This is a genomic window from Phenylobacterium sp. (assembly GCF_046590535.1).
In the GTDB taxonomy this organism is placed as follows: Bacteria; Pseudomonadota; Alphaproteobacteria; order Caulobacterales; family Caulobacteraceae; genus Phenylobacterium.
Map to the genome: position 1 here is coordinate 1 of NZ_JBKJTG010000237.1, position 16,373 is coordinate 16,373.

Annotated in this window: 21 protein-coding genes; 7 read left to right on the forward strand and 14 right to left on the reverse strand. The window is 70.0% G+C overall.

Annotated features, from left to right (window positions below; genetic code table 11):
- The 3 genes from ACLL81_RS14490 to ACLL81_RS14500 form a co-directional block, all read right to left on the reverse strand.
- The coding region (locus ACLL81_RS14490; RefSeq protein ID WP_411289068.1) for a DEAD/DEAH box helicase family protein at positions 1–401 on the reverse strand (401 nt) is incomplete at its 3' end.
- A 33-nt stretch (positions 402–434) separates the two neighbouring features.
- Positions 435–785 carry an endonuclease domain-containing protein gene (locus ACLL81_RS14495; RefSeq protein ID WP_411289069.1) on the reverse strand — a complete coding sequence of 117 codons (351 nt, stop codon included), beginning with the start codon at positions 783–785 and terminating at the stop codon, positions 435–437.
- 145 nt (positions 786–930) lie between these two features.
- Positions 931–1,833 (reverse strand): alpha/beta fold hydrolase, encoded by a 903-nt coding sequence (locus ACLL81_RS14500; RefSeq protein ID WP_411289070.1) that lies wholly within the window; start codon positions 1,831–1,833, stop codon positions 931–933.
- Positions 1,834–1,930: 97 nt separating this feature from the next.
- Between ACLL81_RS14500 and ACLL81_RS14505 the strand changes: the two genes are divergently transcribed.
- Together ACLL81_RS14505 and ACLL81_RS14510 are read left to right on the forward strand one after the other, a co-directional pair.
- Positions 1,931–2,272 carry a PadR family transcriptional regulator gene (locus ACLL81_RS14505; RefSeq protein WP_411289071.1) on the forward strand — a complete coding sequence of 114 codons (342 nt, stop codon included), beginning with the start codon at positions 1,931–1,933 and terminating at the stop codon, positions 2,270–2,272.
- A complete protein-coding gene (locus ACLL81_RS14510) occupies positions 2,272–3,234 on the forward strand; it encodes a hypothetical protein (RefSeq protein ID WP_411289072.1) in 963 nt (320 codons plus the stop codon). The genes ACLL81_RS14505 and ACLL81_RS14510 overlap by 1 nt, the downstream gene beginning before the upstream one ends.
- Here the strand turns inward: ACLL81_RS14510 and ACLL81_RS14515 are convergent.
- Positions 3,231–3,419: a hypothetical protein gene (locus tag ACLL81_RS14515; RefSeq protein ID WP_411289073.1), complete on the reverse strand. Its 189-nt coding sequence runs from the start codon at positions 3,417–3,419 to the stop codon at positions 3,231–3,233. The genes ACLL81_RS14510 and ACLL81_RS14515 overlap by 4 nt on opposite strands.
- Before the next feature lie 337 nt (positions 3,420–3,756).
- Here ACLL81_RS14515 and ACLL81_RS14520 point away from each other — a divergent pair, with 337 nt between their 5' ends.
- The 3 genes from ACLL81_RS14520 to ACLL81_RS14530 all read left to right on the forward strand — a co-directional run bounded on the left by ACLL81_RS14520 (position 3,757) and on the right by ACLL81_RS14530 (position 5,905).
- Positions 3,757–4,815, forward strand: coding sequence for a cell wall hydrolase (locus ACLL81_RS14520; RefSeq protein WP_411289074.1), 1,059 nt, complete (start codon positions 3,757–3,759; stop codon positions 4,813–4,815).
- 308 nt (positions 4,816–5,123) lie between these two features.
- Positions 5,124–5,438, forward strand: a complete 315-nt coding sequence (locus ACLL81_RS14525) for a hypothetical protein (RefSeq protein WP_411289075.1) — start codon at positions 5,124–5,126, stop codon at positions 5,436–5,438.
- Positions 5,439–5,443: 5 nt separating this feature from the next.
- On the forward strand, positions 5,444–5,905 hold the full coding sequence (locus ACLL81_RS14530; RefSeq protein WP_411289076.1) for a response regulator: 462 nt from the start codon (positions 5,444–5,446) through the stop codon (positions 5,903–5,905).
- A 10-nt stretch (positions 5,906–5,915) separates the two neighbouring features.
- On the opposite strand, the gene ACLL81_RS14535 is transcribed toward ACLL81_RS14530, so the two are convergent.
- From ACLL81_RS14535 to ACLL81_RS14545, 3 genes are all read right to left on the reverse strand, one after another.
- Positions 5,916–6,911 (reverse strand): hypothetical protein, encoded by a 996-nt coding sequence (locus tag ACLL81_RS14535; protein ID WP_411289077.1) that lies wholly within the window; start codon positions 6,909–6,911, stop codon positions 5,916–5,918.
- Positions 6,912–6,983: 72 nt separating this feature from the next.
- Entirely contained in the window at positions 6,984–8,147 is a 1,164-nt protein-coding gene (locus tag ACLL81_RS14540; protein ID WP_411289078.1) for a sensor histidine kinase, read from the reverse strand.
- A gap of 61 nt (positions 8,148–8,208) precedes the next feature.
- Positions 8,209–9,150 carry a GlxA family transcriptional regulator gene (locus ACLL81_RS14545; protein ID WP_411289079.1) on the reverse strand — a complete coding sequence of 314 codons (942 nt, stop codon included), beginning with the start codon at positions 9,148–9,150 and terminating at the stop codon, positions 8,209–8,211.
- An 84-nt stretch (positions 9,151–9,234) separates the two neighbouring features.
- Here ACLL81_RS14545 and ACLL81_RS14550 point away from each other — a divergent pair, with 84 nt between their 5' ends.
- Positions 9,235–9,921 (forward strand): DJ-1/PfpI family protein, encoded by a 687-nt coding sequence (locus tag ACLL81_RS14550; protein WP_411289080.1) that lies wholly within the window; start codon positions 9,235–9,237, stop codon positions 9,919–9,921.
- A 15-nt stretch (positions 9,922–9,936) separates the two neighbouring features.
- Here ACLL81_RS14550 and ACLL81_RS14555 read toward each other — a convergent pair whose 3' ends face one another.
- From ACLL81_RS14555 to ACLL81_RS14575, 5 genes are all read right to left on the reverse strand, one after another.
- The gene (locus ACLL81_RS14555; RefSeq protein ID WP_411289081.1) at positions 9,937–10,146 is read right to left on the reverse strand and encodes a hypothetical protein; all 210 of its coding nucleotides are present in this window, start codon (positions 10,144–10,146) and stop codon (positions 9,937–9,939) included.
- Positions 10,147–10,204: 58 nt separating this feature from the next.
- Complete coding sequence (nadC, locus tag ACLL81_RS14560; RefSeq protein WP_411289082.1) at positions 10,205–11,050, reverse strand: carboxylating nicotinate-nucleotide diphosphorylase; 846 nt, start codon at positions 11,048–11,050, stop codon at positions 10,205–10,207.
- The gene (locus ACLL81_RS14565) at positions 11,047–12,564 is read right to left on the reverse strand and encodes an L-aspartate oxidase (RefSeq protein ID WP_411289083.1); all 1,518 of its coding nucleotides are present in this window, start codon (positions 12,562–12,564) and stop codon (positions 11,047–11,049) included. Before ACLL81_RS14565 ends, nadC begins: the two co-directional genes overlap by 4 nt.
- A complete protein-coding gene (gene nadA, locus ACLL81_RS14570) occupies positions 12,564–13,649 on the reverse strand; it encodes a quinolinate synthase NadA (RefSeq protein WP_411289084.1) in 1,086 nt (361 codons plus the stop codon). The genes ACLL81_RS14565 and nadA overlap by 1 nt, the downstream gene beginning before the upstream one ends.
- A gap of 175 nt (positions 13,650–13,824) precedes the next feature.
- Positions 13,825–13,998, reverse strand: coding sequence for a hypothetical protein (locus tag ACLL81_RS14575; RefSeq protein ID WP_411289085.1), 174 nt, complete (start codon positions 13,996–13,998; stop codon positions 13,825–13,827).
- A gap of 251 nt (positions 13,999–14,249) precedes the next feature.
- Here ACLL81_RS14575 and ACLL81_RS14580 point away from each other — a divergent pair, with 251 nt between their 5' ends.
- Positions 14,250–15,389, forward strand: coding sequence for a cell wall hydrolase (locus ACLL81_RS14580; protein ID WP_411289086.1), 1,140 nt, complete (start codon positions 14,250–14,252; stop codon positions 15,387–15,389).
- A gap of 47 nt (positions 15,390–15,436) precedes the next feature.
- On the opposite strand, the gene ACLL81_RS14585 is transcribed toward ACLL81_RS14580, so the two are convergent.
- A complete protein-coding gene (locus ACLL81_RS14585; RefSeq protein ID WP_411289087.1) occupies positions 15,437–16,072 on the reverse strand; it encodes a choice-of-anchor R domain-containing protein in 636 nt (211 codons plus the stop codon).
- Positions 16,073–16,169: 97 nt separating this feature from the next.
- Positions 16,170–16,373: PEPxxWA-CTERM sorting domain-containing protein (locus ACLL81_RS14590; protein WP_411289088.1), on the reverse strand; the 204-nt coding region annotated here is incomplete at its 5' end.

The window sequence follows — 16,373 nt, forward strand, 5'->3', positions numbered from 1 at the left end:
GAGACGAAATATTCCACCGCGTTTTCCGGGAAGAATTTCTTGAACTCGGAATAGAGCTGCGCGGCCAGAGTCTTGTTCGGCGCCAGGATGACGGCGGGGCGCTGGGTGGCCTCGATCACCTTGGCCATGGTGAAAGTCTTGCCGGAGCCGGTAACGCCCAGCAGCACCTGGTCATGCTCGAAAGCTTCCAGCCCCTTCACCAGCTCCGGGATGGCGGTGAGCTGGTCGCCGGCGGGCTGGTAGTCGGAGACCAGCTTGAAGGTCTGGCCGCCCTCCGACTTGGCCGGCCGCGAGGGCCGGTGCGGCTTCCACAGCAGCGGCATGGTGTTCTCGTCATAGTCGAACGTCGCCGAGGCGTCGGACACGCCGGATCGCGTGGTCGGGGCGGGAGAACGGGGCATGAACGGCAAGGTAGGGGCTGAGCCCGCCGATGGCTAGGGGTGGGCTTCACCGGCGATCATCCGCACGGCGTCATCCACATCATCGAGGACCAGGGCCGCAGAGACGCGGAGGGTGCGGATACCCTGATCCGTCAACCACCCGTCGCGACGCAGGTCCCGTTCGGGCCGGTCCCCGAAGCTGTGCGACCCGCCATCGACTTCGACCGCGAGCTTGGCCTCGTGGCAGTAGAAATCCAGAACGTAGGGGCCGATCGGATGCTGCTTGCGGAAATGCAGGCCGTTGAGCTTGCGGCCCCGAAGCGCCCGCCACAGCACCACCTCCGGGAGGCTAAGGCGACGTCGCAATAGCTTGGCGAAATCCTTCGTGGTCCGCGGCCCGTCCATCGTCATCCTCCCCCAGCGCGGAGCGCGATCAGGGGGAGGTGGCCCAGAGGGCCGGAGGGGGTTGCAACCCTCAGTCCCGCCGGCCTCGGGCTTCAACCCCCTCACCCGCTTCGCGGGAGCTCCCCCTAAGGGGAGCATTGAGAAATCACCGTCGCGCCGCGAGCCAGTCCTTCACCGTGCGGTTGACCAGGGCCTGGCCGTCATGCTGCACGAAGTGGCCGGCGCCCGGGATCATCATCACCGTGGTGTCGGCCTGCACGTGGTCCCAGGTTCCGGAATGGCCGGCGGCGAGCAGCGCGGTGTCCTTCATGCCGTGGATCACCAGGGTCGGCGCCTTCACCGGCGCCATCGGCGGGGCTTGCGGCGCGCCCGCGCCCGGGGTGCGCGGATAGTTGGCGCGATAGTAGTTCAGCATGGAGGTGAAGTTCGAGCGCTTGAACGCCTCGACGTAGCCGGGCTTGGCCGCGGGGTCCTTCACCCAGCTGGCGAGGCCCTCGGCGGTGAGGTTCTTCTCGAAGCCTTCCTGCTGGAAGTTGCGGGCGTACTGGCTGTTGTCCTGCTGCGCCTTGTTGACAGCCATCTCCCGGGCGAAGCCGGCCGGGTGCGGCACGCTCATGATCACCAGCCGGTTGACCAGGTCCGGCCGGTTGATGGCCACCTGCCAGGCGATCGCGGCGCCCCAGTCGTGGCCGATCACCACCGCGTCCCTGGCGCCCTCGGCCTGGATCACCGCGGCGATGTCGCCGATCAGGCTGGGCATGGCGTAGGCGGCCATCCCGTCGGGCTTGTCGGAGAGGTTGTAGCCGCGCATGTCCAGCGCCGCCGTGCGGTAGCCCGCCTTGGAGAGTTCACCCATCAGCGGTTTCCAGGTCGCCCAGTAGTCGGGGAAGCCGTGGATCATCACCACCAGCGGACCCTTGCCCTGGACCACATAGTGCAGCTTCACCGCGCCATTGGCGGTGGTGCGATCCTCCAGCTTCTGCGCAGCGGCGGGCGCCGCCATCAGCAGGGCCGCGGCGAGCGCGCCGATCAGGGTCCAGATACGCATTCGAAGCCTCCCCAGGTTTGTCGGTGAGCATAGCACGGCAAGCCTGCCTACTCCTGTGCGCTAGACACCGTGTGTCACACAGTATATGACGCACAGCATGCCCACGGACACCGATATCTTCGAGAGCCTGCGCCAGGAGCTCCGCCGCGGCTCCCTGATCCTGGCGGTGCTGGGGAGCCTGCGGGCCGAGCACTACGGCTACACCCTGCGCAAGGCGCTGGCCGAGGCGGGCGTGGAGATCGAGGAGGGCGCCCTCTACCCGATGCTGCGGCGGCTGGAGGCGCAGGGCCTGCTCACCAGCCAGTGGCGCGAGGAGGCGAAGCGCAACAAGCGGTTCTACCGTCTCTCCGACCAGGGCCGTTCCGTGCTGGCCCTGCTCACCACCGAATGGCGCGCCCTGGGCGGCGCCGTGGACGACATCCTGAAGGGAGAGGGCTGATGGACCTGATCGAACGCTATCTGGCCGCCGTGGGCCGCGAGCTCAACGACGCGCAGCGGGGGGATGTCACCGCCGAGTTGCGCGACGTGCTGATGACCGAGGTGGAGGAGCGGGAGGCCGCGCTCGGCCGGCCCTTGGAGGAGGACGAGGCGGAGGCGCTCATCCAAGCGTTCGGCCATCCCATGGTGGTGGCCGGCCGCTACCGGGGGCCGCGCGCCCTGATCGGACCGGAGGTCTATCCGTTCTGGTGGGCCAGCCTCAAGGCCTCGGCGGTGACCGTGGCGGCGGTGTATCTGGTGCTGGCGTTGGTCAAGGCGGTGCTGATCGACGACGCCCGGCCGCTGACCCACGGGTTGGTCCCGTCCCTCTACACCGCTGCGGTCTGGGTTTTCGCCGGCGTCACCCTAGTCTTTGTGGCGGTGGAGCGTTTCGTCCCGAAGCGCGTCCTGCGGCGGTGGCGGGGGGCCGACCTGCCGCCCGCCGAGGCGAAGCCCAAGTCCCGCTTCGAATCGGCCGCGTCCTTGACCATCGCCATCCTGTTCACCCTGTGGTGGACCGGGGCGGTGAGCTTCCGCGACTTCTGGTCGACTGGCGACCTGCGCTTCGCCATGGCGGCGGTGTGGACCGTCTGGTGGTGGCCGATCCTTAGCTTCGCCCTTCTGGAGGCCGGGCTCTATCTGGCCCGGCTCATCAAGCCTTACGCCGCCCGGCTGCATGCCGGCCTAGGCCTGGCCTGGGCCATGGCGGGGATCGGAATCAGCGCCGGCGTGCTGCAGGCCGGCCACTGGATTGAGGTGACGGGCCCGGGCACAGCCGAGCGTACGGCCGCGCAGGTTGAGGCGCTGATCGACGTAGGCATGAGCTGGACGCTGGCCGGCGCGATCGCGGTGTTCGCCATCTGCGCGGCGGGCTTCGCCTGGCGGCTGGTCCGCGCCGCTGGCCGAGCGCCCGCTGCGGCCTAGCGGCGGCCGTCGGTCGCCTTGCCGATCACCGCGCCGGCCGCGCCGCCGACCACAGCGCCCACCGGGCCGCCGACCACGGCGCCGGCGACGGCGCCCGAGGCCGCCTTCTGTTCGGTGGTGTGGCCGCAGGCCGCGAGGCTCATCGCCAAACCGGCGGCGGTCAGCAGGCTGAGGGTCTTGCGCATGGAGGTTCCTCGTCGGGAAGAGTGATGCCGATCTAACGGCGTCCTAAGGCAGAGGTTCCGGCGCCAAGGTCAAGTTGGCGCGACATTTGCGGCCGCCGTTTAGTCTGCTCCAGAAGGAAACAACACCTCGGTTAACGGCCAAGTTTCATGTTGCACTGCAATACGGGCTTGCCAAACCCGACGAATGCCTTCATACACCGTTCACCATTTGCCGTCGCCCGCCCCCACCGAGTCCGGGGCCAGGGTAGCCGGCGGACGCTTCCAGCATGAGCAGGAGCGACCGCGGCGTCACTTGTCGGGGGGCATCTCCGCCCTCGTCGTGCAGGACACGAAAATCTTGAAATCTGGAACGCAAGCAAGCGCCGAATGGCGCGTGCTGGTCAGCGCCGCATTGATCGGCTCCGGCGTCGGGCTTGGCCTCGGCTGGGCCTACATGGCGGGTGGCATGGCGCAGGCCGCCACCGACCACAATCGCGCCGTGCGAATCGCTCAGGCGGCGGAAGGCGGGTTCTCTGAATCCGTGCTGCAACGCAACACAACTGGCATCGACGCTGGCGTGCTGCGGGTGGCCCGCACCCATGCCCCCTTAACCACGACCGACGCCGCCGAGCGTGAGCGGCAGGCCGCCATGCTGGCCGATCGCCTTGATCGCCAGCAAGCGGCCAAGGCCGCGCCGCCGATGCGCGACAGCCTCGACAAGCCCTTCCGCAGCGCCGCCGCGCCCTCCAGCGACCTGGAGTGCCTGACCCAGGCGGTCTATTTCGAGGCCCGCGGGGAGACGCCCCGCGGCCAGCAGGCGGTGGCCCAGGTGGTCCTCAACCGCGTGCGCCACCCGGCCTTCCCGAAAACTGTCTGCGGCGTGGTCTTCCAGGGCGCCGCCAAGCATCGCGGCTGCCAGTTCAGCTTCGCCTGCGATGGCTCCATGCGCCGCGGCCGCGAGGCCAGCGCCTGGACCCGCGCCCGCCAGGTCGCCGCCCGCACGCTCTCTGGCGCGGTGCTGGGCGACGTCGGCTCCGCCACCCACTTTCACACCACCAACGTTGCGCCCCAGTGGGGCCCGCGCATGCGCCGCATGGCCCAGGTGGGCGTGCACGTGTTCTACGGCTTCAACGGCCGTGGCCCGGCGGCCCAGGCCTATCGCCCCGCCGCGCCCAGCGTCGAGCAGGCGGTGCTGACCTCGGCCCCCCACGCAGTGGAGCTGATGATCGCCGCCGCCGTGGTGGAGAAAGCTGCCGACGCCGCGGTGGGCGCGATCACGCCAGCCCTGGCCACGACCGCCCAGCCCGCGCCGCCGCCTGCGGCCGAGAAGGCCGCGCCGGCGACCGTGCAGGCGCCTGAACCTGCCGAGGCCGCCGCCCTCAAGCCGGCGACGCCCGCGGACGCCGCCGCATCCTGATCCCGAGATGCACGGGCTCGCGCAGAAAGAGCGCGTGAGCCCCTGCGTCCACCTGTTCAGTTGAAGCCCATCTTCGACACCGCCAACACGCGGGCCTGGGACCGTGGCTGCCTGTTCGGCTAAGCGTCGCCATGAACGCAACCTTGCCCCCGCCGATGTGTTAGGTGAACGAGCCCTGCGTACTCGGGGCGCTTCCCCGACATCTGCCTGGGTGATGCTTTCACTCCGCGAGCCTCCAGTTTCGTGAAGGGCCGGCCGTAGCTGCCCGATCTCCCGCCTATGCCGAGGAAGCAGCTCTCAGCCCGACCATGGCTGTGGTGGTGGCGTCACCTGGGCCGCTGCCGCTCGACGGCCAGTTCAACGTGGTCGCCGCCCGCACATCGTTCGCCGATGCGTTTGAGATCGAACGGGAGAGCATGGCCAAGCGACCGCTGTCCGACCTCGGCGCCAGCATCGTCGAGGCCCTGGCCAAACAGTCGCACGCCGTCGTGGCTGTCGCACCCGGTCGCCCGGGCGCGCATGTGTCGATCACTCACACTCAGATCGCCGTTGTCGGCCGCGGGCCGGCGCTGGGCAGCGACGAAGCCCCTGCCACCCGGCCGGCGGCGGAGCACAGGAATTGACCCCCATGGAACCGCTCGAGCCGTCGGTGACTGGCGCCACCCTGCTGATCGTCGAGGACGAGGTTCTCGTGGCCATGACGCTCAAGAGCGAACTTGAGGACGCCGGCTTCCACGTTCTGGACCTGACCGACCGTCCCGGAGAGGCTCTCGCGGCGGCGCAGGCCTGCAAGCCCGCCCTGGCGCTGGTGAACATTGAGCTGCACGGCCGCGACGACGGCATCCCCCTGGCTCGTGAGTTCAAGGCGATGGACATTCCCGTGCTGTTCATCAGCGGCCAGATCAGCCAAGCCCGATCCGCGCAATCGGTCGCCGTCGGCTCGCTCCCCAAGCCCTATCACCCCGCCCACATGGTCATGGCGGTCAACTACCTGCTGCGCCACCTGGAAGGCGATGAGTCGCTGCCACGGCCGCAGGGCCTGGAGGTGTTCGCCGAGAACGCCGCCGAGATGGAGCCGGACGAGGCCTAGAGGCCTGCGTTCAGCGGGCGGCGGCTGGGCCTTGGGCCGGGGCGGCCGGTTGTGTGGCCCCTGGGGCCATCGCGACAGCCTCCTGCTGGCGGGCGCCGGCCAGGATGTTGGGCATCGAATAGTTGCCCTCGTGGCAGGCGAACTCGAACGTGGGCTGGGTCAGCGCACGGAACACCATTTCCCCCTGCCAGCTCTGCGCATAGACCGCCGGATTCTCCACCCGGAAGGCGTAGTGCAGCTCGGTAGGGGAGGTGCGGGTGATGCGCTCCACCACACGCATGTCGGCCTGGGGGTCGCCGTCCGGCGCCTCGACCTCTTCGGCGGGAAAGTTGGTGGTCTCGATGACCAGGGTGTCGCCTTCCCAACGGCCCAGGGAGTCGCCCATCCGCAGCCGCACGGCTTTCGGCGGATGGCGGGTCTCGCCCAGGCGCACAATGCGCAGCTCGCCCATGTATTCGCTGACGATGGCGATGTGGTCGCGAGTCTGGACGAACTGGAAATTGTCGTTGTAGCCGCCGTTCTGGAGCGGCGGAGCGGCGGCGGCCTCCAGGCAGCGTTCCCCCGCTGGACGGGACTCGGGGTGGTCGAAGTCGACCTTGCGGCGCTCCGAGCGCACCTTGCGGGCGGCCTTCGCGGCGGCGTTGAACGGCCGCTGACCATCGGTCGGCTGCACGATCCACGAGGTTCGCGCCTGACCCCGTATGCGCGCCAGGCCGACATCGGTGTCCCACCATTCGGACTCCGCCCCGCCCACGTTGTCGTCGGGCAACTCCGGCGGCTTGCCCAGGCGCGGCGCCTCCCAGGCCCTGGCCTCGGACGGCGGAATCACCAGCGTCTTCAGTTCGTCCGGCCGTTCGAGCATCGTCAGGGAATTGTTGGTCCAAGTCCCGTCCAGGTCAGGGACGCCGGAGGCGGTGCGGGGCGGGCGGTAGTCGCCGGCGACGGCGGAGGCCGCCAGGCCGCATACCCCCAAGAGCCCGACCCATCGGCCTGCCGTCGTCCACATCGCTCTAAACCCCGACCCTCGTGCGGCGAGGCTAGCATGCGGACGTTCTTTGTCAGCAAAGCTGAGCCAGGACTATTCCGGCCAGTTGAACGAGATTGTGACGCGCATGCCGTCGTCAGGCTTCGAGACGACGGCCATATGGGCGTGGGCGTTCTGCAGCAGCGACCGGACGATCAGCGCGGAGAGCTTGCCGGGCTGCGGCCAGACGTAGCCTTCAGGCAGGCCCACGCCGTCGTCGGCCACCACCACGCGGCAGCCCTTGCCATCCGTCGTGCTGTGCAGGGTGATGGTCCCCCCGTCCCGCCCGCGAAATGCGTGCTTCAGGGAATTGGTCAGCAGTTCGTTCACCACCAGTCCCGCCGGCATCGCCACGTCGAGCGGCGCCGGCCAGGTGTCCACCCGCAGATCGAGGCGAATGCCCTCCACTGCGTGGGCGCGCATGACCGCCGAGGCGATTTCGCTCAGATAGGTCCCGAGGTCGATGGTCTGTTCGGTCTTGGCGTCACCCAGCGCTCGGTAGAGCAGGCCCAGCGCCTCGACCCGCCCGGCCAGCCGGTCGAAACCTTCGCCGGTCGAGCGGTCCGACACCCCGCGCGCCTCCACGCGAATCAGTGAGGTGATCATCTGCAGGTTGTTGCGCACGCGATGCTGCAGTTCGCGCAACTGCATGTCCTTCTCGCGCACCTGATCTGCGAGCGCATCGAGGATCGAGGGCTCGCGGCTGGCGGCCTCCACCAGGGCCACCAGCCGGAAAGCCGGCTCCCCCGCATCGTCCTGAATGACGTTCGACCAAGCGTCCACCGTCAGCTTGGTTGCGCCACGCGGTATGTTGAAGGCGCCCAGATAGTCCTGGCCTTGCAGGATGGCGGCGCCCAGCGCGCGAGGGTCGTCCGGGGGCGCGGCCTCGCCGGGAAGTCGATCCCAGCCCGCCCCCAACATCGTGGTGTTCAACTGGCCCGACAGGCGCTCGAACTCGACGTTGGCGTACACCACCCGTTCGACGGGCTTCAGCTCGGCGACCGCGATCGCGATCGGGACCTGGTCCAGGAACTGCTTGAAGAGGTCGCTTTCCAGCGCAATGGCGAGATCGGGCGTGTCGAGGATTTGCTCGATGCCGCTGGGATTGTCCTGTGCAGACATTGAACCAAACTCGTGGGACTGAAGCTTCACGGCTTCGCGCAGCCACCCTATAGCCTGCGCACTCCGACGCCAGCAACCTTGCGCCGGCGTGGTCAAGCCGCTCCTGCCGCGGCCTCGAACTGAGCGGCGAGGCCTGCACACGGCGAGGCGATCGGCGCTAGGATCGCGCCGCCCGGCGAAGCGCCTGCGGCGGCTGCCCGAAGGCGCGCAGGAAAGCCCGGCGCATGCGTTCGGGGTCGCCGAAGCCCGCCGCCTCGGCCACCTGGTCGATGGGCGCCCGGCCTGCTTCTATCTGCGTGCGGGCTGCCTCCAGGCGCAACCGCTCCACGGCCTTGGCCGGCGTCGTGCCGGTTTCGGCGACAAAGGCCCGGGCGAAGTTGCGCGGGCTCATGGCGGCCTGGGCGGCCAGGCGCTCCACGGTCAGCGGCTCGGCCAGCCGCTCCCGCGCCCATCCGATCAAGGCCGCGAAGCGCCCATCGGCGCCGCCCATCTCCAGCAGGGCGGAGAACTGCGACTGCCCGCCCGGACGGCGCTGGTGGACCACCAGTTGCTGGGCGGTCCGGAGGGCGATGTCGGCCCCCAGATCGTCCTCAATCAACGCCAGAGCCAGGTCGATCCCGGCGGTGATGCCGGCGGAGGTCCACACCGGTTCGTCGCGAATGAAGATCCGGTCGGGCTCCAGGCGCACCTGGGGATAGCGGCGGGCGAAGTCGTCGGAGCGGCTCCAGTGGGTGGTGGCGCGGCGGCCGTCCAGCAGCCCCGCCTCGGCCAGCAAATAGGCGCCGGAGCAGACGCTGGTCATCCGCCGGGTGGCGGGGGCGATTGCGCGCAGCCAAGCCACCAGGATCGCCAGTTCGGGCAGGGCGCGCGTGCCGTCGCCGCCGGCGACCATCACCGTGTCGTAGGGGCCCTGGCCCAGCGCCTCGGCAGTCATCTTCACGCCGGAGGAACTGGCCACCTCCCCCCCGCCGGGCGCCAGGACCACGATCTCGTAGGCGCCCGTCTGGTAGCGCCCGGCGATCTCGAACGCGGCGATCGGCCCCGCGGCGTCCAGGATCTGGAAGCCGGGGAAGACGGCGACGGCGAGCTTGCGGGTCATGGCGTAATTCGAGGGAACATTGGCATTTCAGACACAGCCATATGCCTGTTGGATGTGTCTGGCAAACCTGGAGGCGCTCCCGCCATGCCCGACTTCACCGTGGTCTTCCCGCTCTATCCTGGCGTGACCCAGCTCGACTTCACCGGCCCGCACCAGGTGTTCAGCCGCCTGCCGGACGTCAATCTAATTGCAGCTTCCCTGGGCGGCCAGGACATCGAGGCCGACGGCCTGGTGTTCGCAAGCCTGGCCGACCTGGCCAAGGTCGAACGCTGCGACCTGATCTGCGTCCCGGGCGGCCTCGGCGCCACAGAGGCGATGCTGGACGCGGCGTTCGTCAGAGAGGTCCGCCGGCTGGCGGCCGGGGCGCGCTATGTCACCTCGGTCTGCACCGGCTCGCTGATCCTGGCGGCGGCGGGCCTCCTAGCCGGCAAGCGAGCGGCGACCCACTGGGCGTGGCGAGACCTGCTGGAGCCGTTCGGCGTCGTCGTCGACGAAGCCCGGGTGGTGCGCGACGGGAACACCTTCACCGGCGGCGGGGTCACCGCCGGCATCGACCTGGCGCTCACGGTGGCCGCCGAGATCGCCGGCCAAGCCTATGCCCAGGGCGTCCAACTCGGCATCGAGTACGCGCCGGCTCCGCCCTTCGACGCCGGCCGGCCGGAGACCGCGCCGCCCGACGTCGTCGAGCGTTTCAGGCGCCGCATGGAACCGATGGCCAAGGCAAGGATGAACGCGGCCGAAGAAGCGGCCCGGCGCCTGCCTCCTGCGTAGCCTACGGCTTGGTGGTTAGCTGTTCCGCTGAGCGCGGTGCTGCACGTTCTGGCGGATATTGGCGTGGCGGCCCTGCTGGTCGAGGTTCACGTCGTCGTCGCCGGGCTGCTCGGACTGGGCTTCGGTCACGCGATCACGACGCCCGATGTCAGAGCCGGCCACATCCGGTTTCTCGCTGGGGTGCGAACGTTGATCCGGCGGGATCGGGGGCGCTTTGGAAGGCATGGACCTTCTCCTTGTTCACAGGAGTGAACTCCCACCCGGCTGGCCGGTTCCTCAGCCCCTAGATCGCGTCGAGGCCCACATCGAGGTTGCTGACCGAGTGGGTCAGGGCGCCGACGCTGATCACATCGACGCCGGTCTCGGCGATGGCGCGCACGGTCTGCAAGGTGACGCCGCCCGAGGCCTCCAGGGGCACGCGCCCGGCAGTCAGGCGCACGGCCTCGCGCAGGTCGGCCAGGGTGAAGTTGTCGAGCATGATCACGTCAGGCGCCTGAGCCAGAGCCTCGAGCAACTGCTCCAGGCCGTCGACCTCCACCTCGACCTTCATCAGGTGGCCCGCGGCGGCCTTCGCCCGGCGAACGGCCTCGCCCACCGACCCGCAGGCGGCCACGTGGTTGTCCTTGATCAGGATGGCGTCATCCAGGCCGAAGCGGTGGTTCAGGCCGCCGCCGCATCGCACCGCGTACTTCTCCAGGGCGCGCAGGCCGGGGGTGGTCTTACGGGTGTCGGCGATCCGTACCGGCGTGCCCGCCACTGCGTCCACGTAGTCGCGGGTCAGGGTGGCGATGCCGCAGAGCCGGCCCAGCAGGTTGAGGGCCGTGCGCTCGGCCGCAAGCACGGCTCGCGCATTGCCGCGCACGGTGGCCAGCACCGTGCCGGCGGCGACTACCTGGCCATCGGCGACGGCGGCCTCGAAGCGGGCGGCAGGATCGAGTTCGGCCAGCGCCAGCCGGGCGCAGGCCAAGCCCGCCACCACCCCGCCTCGGCGGACGGCGAAGCTCGCGGCCAGCTCGGCGTCGGCCGGCACACAGGCCTGGGCGGTGACGTCGCCGGCCCGTCCCAGGTCTTCGGCGAGCGCGGCTCGGATGACCGGGGCGATCAGCAGGTCGGGCAGGGGCGGGATCATTCGGCGGCGTACCTGAGAGCTTGGGCCTCGACGTCGGCCAGGGTGACGAAGGTGCGGGCGGGGGGTCTGGCGGGGCTGGCGTCGGCGCGGAAGTGGCCGCCGCGGCTCTCGGTGCGGGCGAGCGCGCCGGCGGCCACGAAGCGGGCGGCGACCAGGGCTGCGCTGCGGCCATGGCGGGCCTCCAGAGTGGCGATCAGGCCGAGCAGCCGGCCAAGGCCGGCCGCGTCGCGCACCACGCCGGCGTCGCGGCTCATCGCCTGGCGAAGCTCGGCCAGGCCCGCCGACGGCAGGCCGGGGGCGACGATGGCGCGGACAGGACCGGTCGTAACGGGCTCGGCGGCCGCCGCCCGACCGGCCCGGGCGCCGAACACCGCAGCTTCGACCAAAGAGTTGGAGGCCAGGCGGTTGGCGCCATGAACGCCGGTGGAGGCGCATTCGCCGGCGGCGAAGAGGCCGGGCAGGCAGGTGCGTCCGTCCGCATCCGTGGCGACGCCGCCCATGTGATAGTGGCAGGCGGCGGCCACCGGGATCGGCTGGATCCGGGGGTCGATACCGCCGGACAGGCAGGCGGTGAATACCGCCGGGAATTCCTCAGGGAAGCGCTCCCCCACCGCCGCCTGGGCGTCCAGGAAGGCGCCGCGGCCGGCGGCGCGTTCGGCGTGGATGGCGCGGGCCACCACATCGCGGGGCGCGAGCTCGGCGGCCGGGTGATAGCCGCCCATGAACCGCTGGCCGTCGCCGTTCACCAGCACCGCGCCTTCGCCCCGCAACGCCTCGGTGGCCAGGGGCGCGGGATCGCGGCTGATGTCGATGGCCGTGGGGTGAAACTGCACGAACTCGGGGTCGGCGATCACCGCCCCGGCCAGGGCGGCGAGGCCCAGGCCTTCGCCACGCAGCTCGGCCGGGGTGGTGGTGACGGCGTAGAGGCCGCCGATCCCGCCGGTGGCCAGGATGACGGCGCGGGCCTCGATCTCTGTCAGACGGCCGTCCAACTCGGCGACGACGCCGCGAATCCGGCCCGTGGCGTCCTGCAGCAGGCCGCGCAGGGGCGCGGCGGTGCGGACCTGAATGTGCTGCGCGGCCAAGGCGGCGGTGGTGACCGCCTCCATGATCGCGCGGCCCGCCTGGTCGCCCTTCACCCGGGCCACCCGGGCGCGGCCGTGGGCGGCCTCCAGGCTCTGGGCGAAGCCGCCGTCCACGGTGCGGTCGAAGGGCGCGCCCAGGGCCGCCAGCGCGCGCACCGCCGCAGGCCCTTCCGTGGCCAGCAAGGCCGCCATGGCGGCGTCCACCAGGCCTGCGCCCGCCGCCACCGTGTCGGCGGCGTGCAAGGCAGGGCTGTCGTCGGCGGCCAGCGCCGCGGCCATGCCGCCCTGCGCCCAGGCGGACGAGCAACCGTGGTTCAGGGGCGCGCCGGTGAGCAGCAGGACCTTTGCGGGCGCGGCGGCCAGCGCCGCGGTCAGGCCGGCCAGGCCCGCGCCCACCACGATGATCCCCTCATGGACCAGGCGCGCCATCAGATCAGCTCCACGGCGACGTGGTGGCGGGCCTTGACCAGGTCGTAGCGCGCCGGGATGGTGGGCGGCGGCAGGTCGATCATCCGCTGCACCGCCAGCCGCGCGCGATCGGCGATGGCCGGGTCGACGGTGACCTCGTAGCGATCATGCAGCAGAGCCTCGTAGATGTTCTCCAGGCTGATCCGCTTCATGTGCGGGCACAGGTTGCAGGGCCGCAGGAACTCAGTGTCCGGCGCGTCTGCGGCGACGTTGTCGGCCATGGAGCACTCGGTGATCAGCACCACGCGGCGGGGCTTCTTCTGCAGCACGTAGTCGTTCATGGCGGCGGTGGAGCCGGCGAAATCGCTGACTTCCAGCACATCGGGGGGACATTCCGGGTGGACCAGCACCTGCGCGTCCGGGTAGGCGGCCTTGACCTCCAGAATGTCGGCGGCGGTGAAGCGCTCATGCACCTCGCAGCGGCCCTGCCAGGCGATGATCTTGATGTGCGTCTGACGGGCCACGTTGCGGGCCAGGAACTCGTCCGGGATCAGGATCACCCGGTCGACGCCCCACTCAGCCGCCACATGCTCCACCACCTGGACAGCGTTGGCGCTGGTGCAGCAGACGTCGGTCTCGGCCTTCACGTCGGCGGTCGTGTTGACATAGGTGACCACCGGCAGGCCCGGATAGCGCTGCTTGATCAGGCGCACGTCGGCGCCGGTGATCGAGGAGGCCAGGCTGCAGCCGGCGCGCAGGTCGGGGATCAGCACGGTCTTGTCCGGCGACAGGATCTTCGAGGTCTCGGCCATGAAGTGCACGCCGGCCTGGACGATGATCCTGGCGTCGGACTTGGCGGCTTCCTTGGCCAGGCCCAGGCTGTCTCCGACATAGTCGCCGACCCCGTGGAAGATGTCGGGCGTCATGTAGTTGTGCGCCAGGATGACCGCGTTCTTCTCGCGCTTCAGCCGGTTGATCTCGGCGATCAGCGGCGCCTGGGTGCGCCATTCCATGGGCGTGACGTGGCGCTTGACCTTCTCCCATGCGGGGGCGGTCTGAGCTTCGACGTCAGGGGTGAACGCGAACTGGAAACCGTCGGCGGCCATCTCTCCCTCCTTATGCTCAAAGTGAGCATTAACTAGGCCTATAAAAAGGCGCCGAGGCCGATTGCCGCCTGGCGCTTACCTTTTGCTCACTCCGAGCAAAAGCGAATATAGGCCGTTCGGCGAACCGTGCAAGCCCGTTTTGGGTTTTCGGGTCAGAAAGACGACGGGACCTTACCTAGGGGAGGGTGACTTCGGCGATGGCGCGGGCCAGCTGGTCGGGGCCATAGGGCTTGCGCAGCAGCGGCCACGGCGCGTCCTCCGCGGCGCTGAGCACATCGCCCATGTAGCCCGCCGACAGGATCACCGGCAGGGCGGGGCGCAGCGCCGTCGCCTCGCGAGCCAGGTCCACCCGGACTTGTCGCCGGGCATGATCAGGTCGGTGATCAACAGGTGGAACGGGGCCCAGGGCGCAGCAACCTGCCCCAGGTCGCGTCGTTTCCCATGTCCGGGTTGTCGCACTTGCACGATTATTGCCGGCCTCGGGTCCAAATATCGCCGGTTTGCGCCTATATGCGACGCCTGATGTCAGAGAGAGATGAGCGCCTGAAGCCCTGGACGGAACATTGGCCCCGCCCGGTGTGGGCAGGGGTTGGGACGCTTTTGGTCCTCGCCGCCGTCCTGGTCGGCCGCGGATTTGTGCCTGGCAAAGGTGACCTCGTCGCGCGCCAGCGCATCGCCGTGGCCGCCCGCGATCTCTCGGCCGCCGACCTGCAGCGCTTGGTGCTGGGGATGGATCCGGCGATGCGGGCGCTGGCGATCCGCCATGACCCCGGCCTGCGCCAGCCCGACCTCTGGGCGCGGCCGGAAGGGTGGGGCAGCCTCGATATCACCCATGTGCCGACCCTGGGCGTCGTCGTCGAGGGCGAGGGCGAGACCGCCCAGGAGCTGAACGCGCTGCGCCCCTTCGCGCGGCTCCCGATCCGGCCGATGCGGCCCTTTGTGTTGTCCGGGGCCGGCGCCGATCGCGCCCGGGCCATCGAGTGCCTGAGCCAGGCTGTATATTACGAGGCCGCGCGCGAGCCGGAGATCGGCCAGGAGGCGGTAGCCCAGGTGGTGCTGAACCGGCTGCGCCACCCGGCCTATCCGAAATCGGTCTGCGGCGTGGTCTATCAGGGCGCGGCGCGGACCACCGGCTGCCAATTCACCTTCACCTGCGACGGCTCCATGCGCTATGCGCCGCAGCCGGCGCTGTGGCGTCGGGCCCGCGAGGTCGCCGAGCGGGCGCTGGCCGGCTATGTCGACAAGCAGGTGGGCTCGGCCACCCACTATCACGCGCAATACGTCGCCCCGTACTGGGCCCCGACGCTGGTGAAGATGGTCCAGGTCGGCCAGCACATCTTCTACCGCTGGACCGGGCCGTGGGGCGAACCGCCCGCCTTCACGGGCCACTACGCCGGCGGCGAGGCCTATCTGAGCCCGGCGGTGCTGGGCAGCATCGACGCCCGCACCCAAGGCGGCCTGATGGCCCCGGAGTTCCAGGAACCGGTGGAGCGCAAGGTCACCCTGGCGGTGGCCGGCGAAGTCCGCACCTACAGCATCGTAGACCCCACACTACCCACCGCCGAGCGCGCGAAGCTGAGCGGCGTCCTGCTCTCGACGCGCCGCCAGCCGACCCCGGACGAGGTCAAGCGGATCAACCAGAGCCTGGAGACGCTGGAACGGTCGATGGACAAGCCCGCGGCGGGGACGCCTTCGGGTGGGGCTGCGGCGGCATCGAGCCAGGTCGGGCCGGCGGGGTAGCGGCGTATTCAGGGCCTGAGAGATAGATATCGCGTCCCCAGAACCCCTCAGATTTGAGCGTGCCTAGAGCAGGAGGCAGTTCGTGCGCGGCTTCGGCGCAGCGCCACGCCGGCCACGCCGAAGCCCAGGATCATCAGCGCCCAGGCGGCTGGCTCTGGCACGCCGGCGACATTGATCTCCATGAGGTACGGATTGTCGCCGCCGAAGTTCGTCCAAGTGGCGGCCTGGTCGAAGGAATACTCGTAGTTTCCGAAGGTCCCTGGCCCGGTCTGGTCGTTGCCCTCGGCGTAGCTCCACCCGACCGAGCCGCCGCCGGTGACCCCCAGGATGAAGTAGTAGGTCGCGCCGGCCGAGAGCGTCGTGGCGCTGAGCGGCGTGAAGGTCCGAACGCTTTGCGCACCCAGGAAGCTGGGCAGCCCGAAGGCCGTGACGACCGCGCCGGTCGTGGAGCCCTTGCGCAGTTCGGCGAACACGCCCGGTTCGTCGACCTGGTCGCCCGCGACGGTGCGGATGCTGGTCAGCGACCAGCTGTTGGCGTCGACGACGAAGGACTGGGCCGCCCAGTTGTCGATATCGACAACTGTGGTGGCGCGGATCGGCTCGCCGAGGTTGGTCAAGAGGACCTCGGCGTGGGCGGCGGGCGCGGCGGCGAGGGCCGCAGCGAAGGCGAGAGCAGTGCGCATGATCAGTCTCCCTAGGCGATGGAATGAGGTTGCGGGGCGTCCGCGGCGGGCGCGCTATGCGTTTGGGTGGCGCCGCTCAGGCGAGCGGAGGCCGGCATCAGGCGGCGCGCGGTCTGCGGCGCCGCAACGCCGCGCCGATGCCTGCGAACCCGACCAGCATCACGGCCCAGGTCGCCGGCTCGGGCACGCCGCCACCGCCGGTCCCGTTGTCGGTCACCGTGAGGATTGAGTGGTCAAAGTCGAGCAGCACCGCGTGGTAGACGCCCGCCGCGCCCAGCGCTCCTTCGGTGAAGTAGCTGAA

Excerpts from the sequence above, each read along its gene's own strand:
- ACLL81_RS14515 (WP_411289073.1), bottom strand. The coding sequence starts at position 3,419 with ATGCGCAAGACCCTCAGCCTGCTGACCGCCGCCGGTTTGGCGATGAGC.
- ACLL81_RS14545 (WP_411289079.1), bottom strand. The coding sequence starts at position 9,150 with ATGACCCGCAAGCTCGCCGTCGCCGTCTTCCCCGGCTTCCAGATCCTG.
- ACLL81_RS14525 (WP_411289075.1), top strand. The coding sequence starts at position 5,124 with ATGGCTGTGGTGGTGGCGTCACCTGGGCCGCTGCCGCTCGACGGCCAG.
- ACLL81_RS14500 (WP_411289070.1), bottom strand. The coding sequence starts at position 1,833 with ATGCGTATCTGGACCCTGATCGGCGCGCTCGCCGCGGCCCTGCTGATG.
- ACLL81_RS14565 (WP_411289083.1), bottom strand. The coding sequence starts at position 12,564 with ATGGCGCGCCTGGTCCATGAGGGGATCATCGTGGTGGGCGCGGGCCTG.
- ACLL81_RS14555 (WP_411289081.1), bottom strand. The coding sequence starts at position 10,146 with ATGCCTTCCAAAGCGCCCCCGATCCCGCCGGATCAACGTTCGCACCCC.
- ACLL81_RS14510 (WP_411289072.1), top strand. The coding sequence starts at position 2,272 with ATGGACCTGATCGAACGCTATCTGGCCGCCGTGGGCCGCGAGCTCAAC.
- ACLL81_RS14505 (WP_411289071.1), top strand. The coding sequence starts at position 1,931 with ATGCCCACGGACACCGATATCTTCGAGAGCCTGCGCCAGGAGCTCCGC.
- ACLL81_RS14535 (WP_411289077.1), bottom strand. The coding sequence starts at position 6,911 with ATGTGGACGACGGCAGGCCGATGGGTCGGGCTCTTGGGGGTATGCGGC.
- ACLL81_RS14495 (WP_411289069.1), bottom strand. The coding sequence starts at position 785 with ATGGACGGGCCGCGGACCACGAAGGATTTCGCCAAGCTATTGCGACGT.
- ACLL81_RS14585 (WP_411289087.1), bottom strand. The coding sequence starts at position 16,072 with ATGCGCACTGCTCTCGCCTTCGCTGCGGCCCTCGCCGCCGCGCCCGCC.
- ACLL81_RS14550 (WP_411289080.1), top strand. The coding sequence starts at position 9,235 with ATGCCCGACTTCACCGTGGTCTTCCCGCTCTATCCTGGCGTGACCCAG.
- nadC (WP_411289082.1), bottom strand. The coding sequence starts at position 11,050 with ATGATCCCGCCCCTGCCCGACCTGCTGATCGCCCCGGTCATCCGAGCC.
- ACLL81_RS14530 (WP_411289076.1), top strand. The coding sequence starts at position 5,444 with ATGGAACCGCTCGAGCCGTCGGTGACTGGCGCCACCCTGCTGATCGTC.
- nadA (WP_411289084.1), bottom strand. The coding sequence starts at position 13,649 with ATGGCCGCCGACGGTTTCCAGTTCGCGTTCACCCCTGACGTCGAAGCT.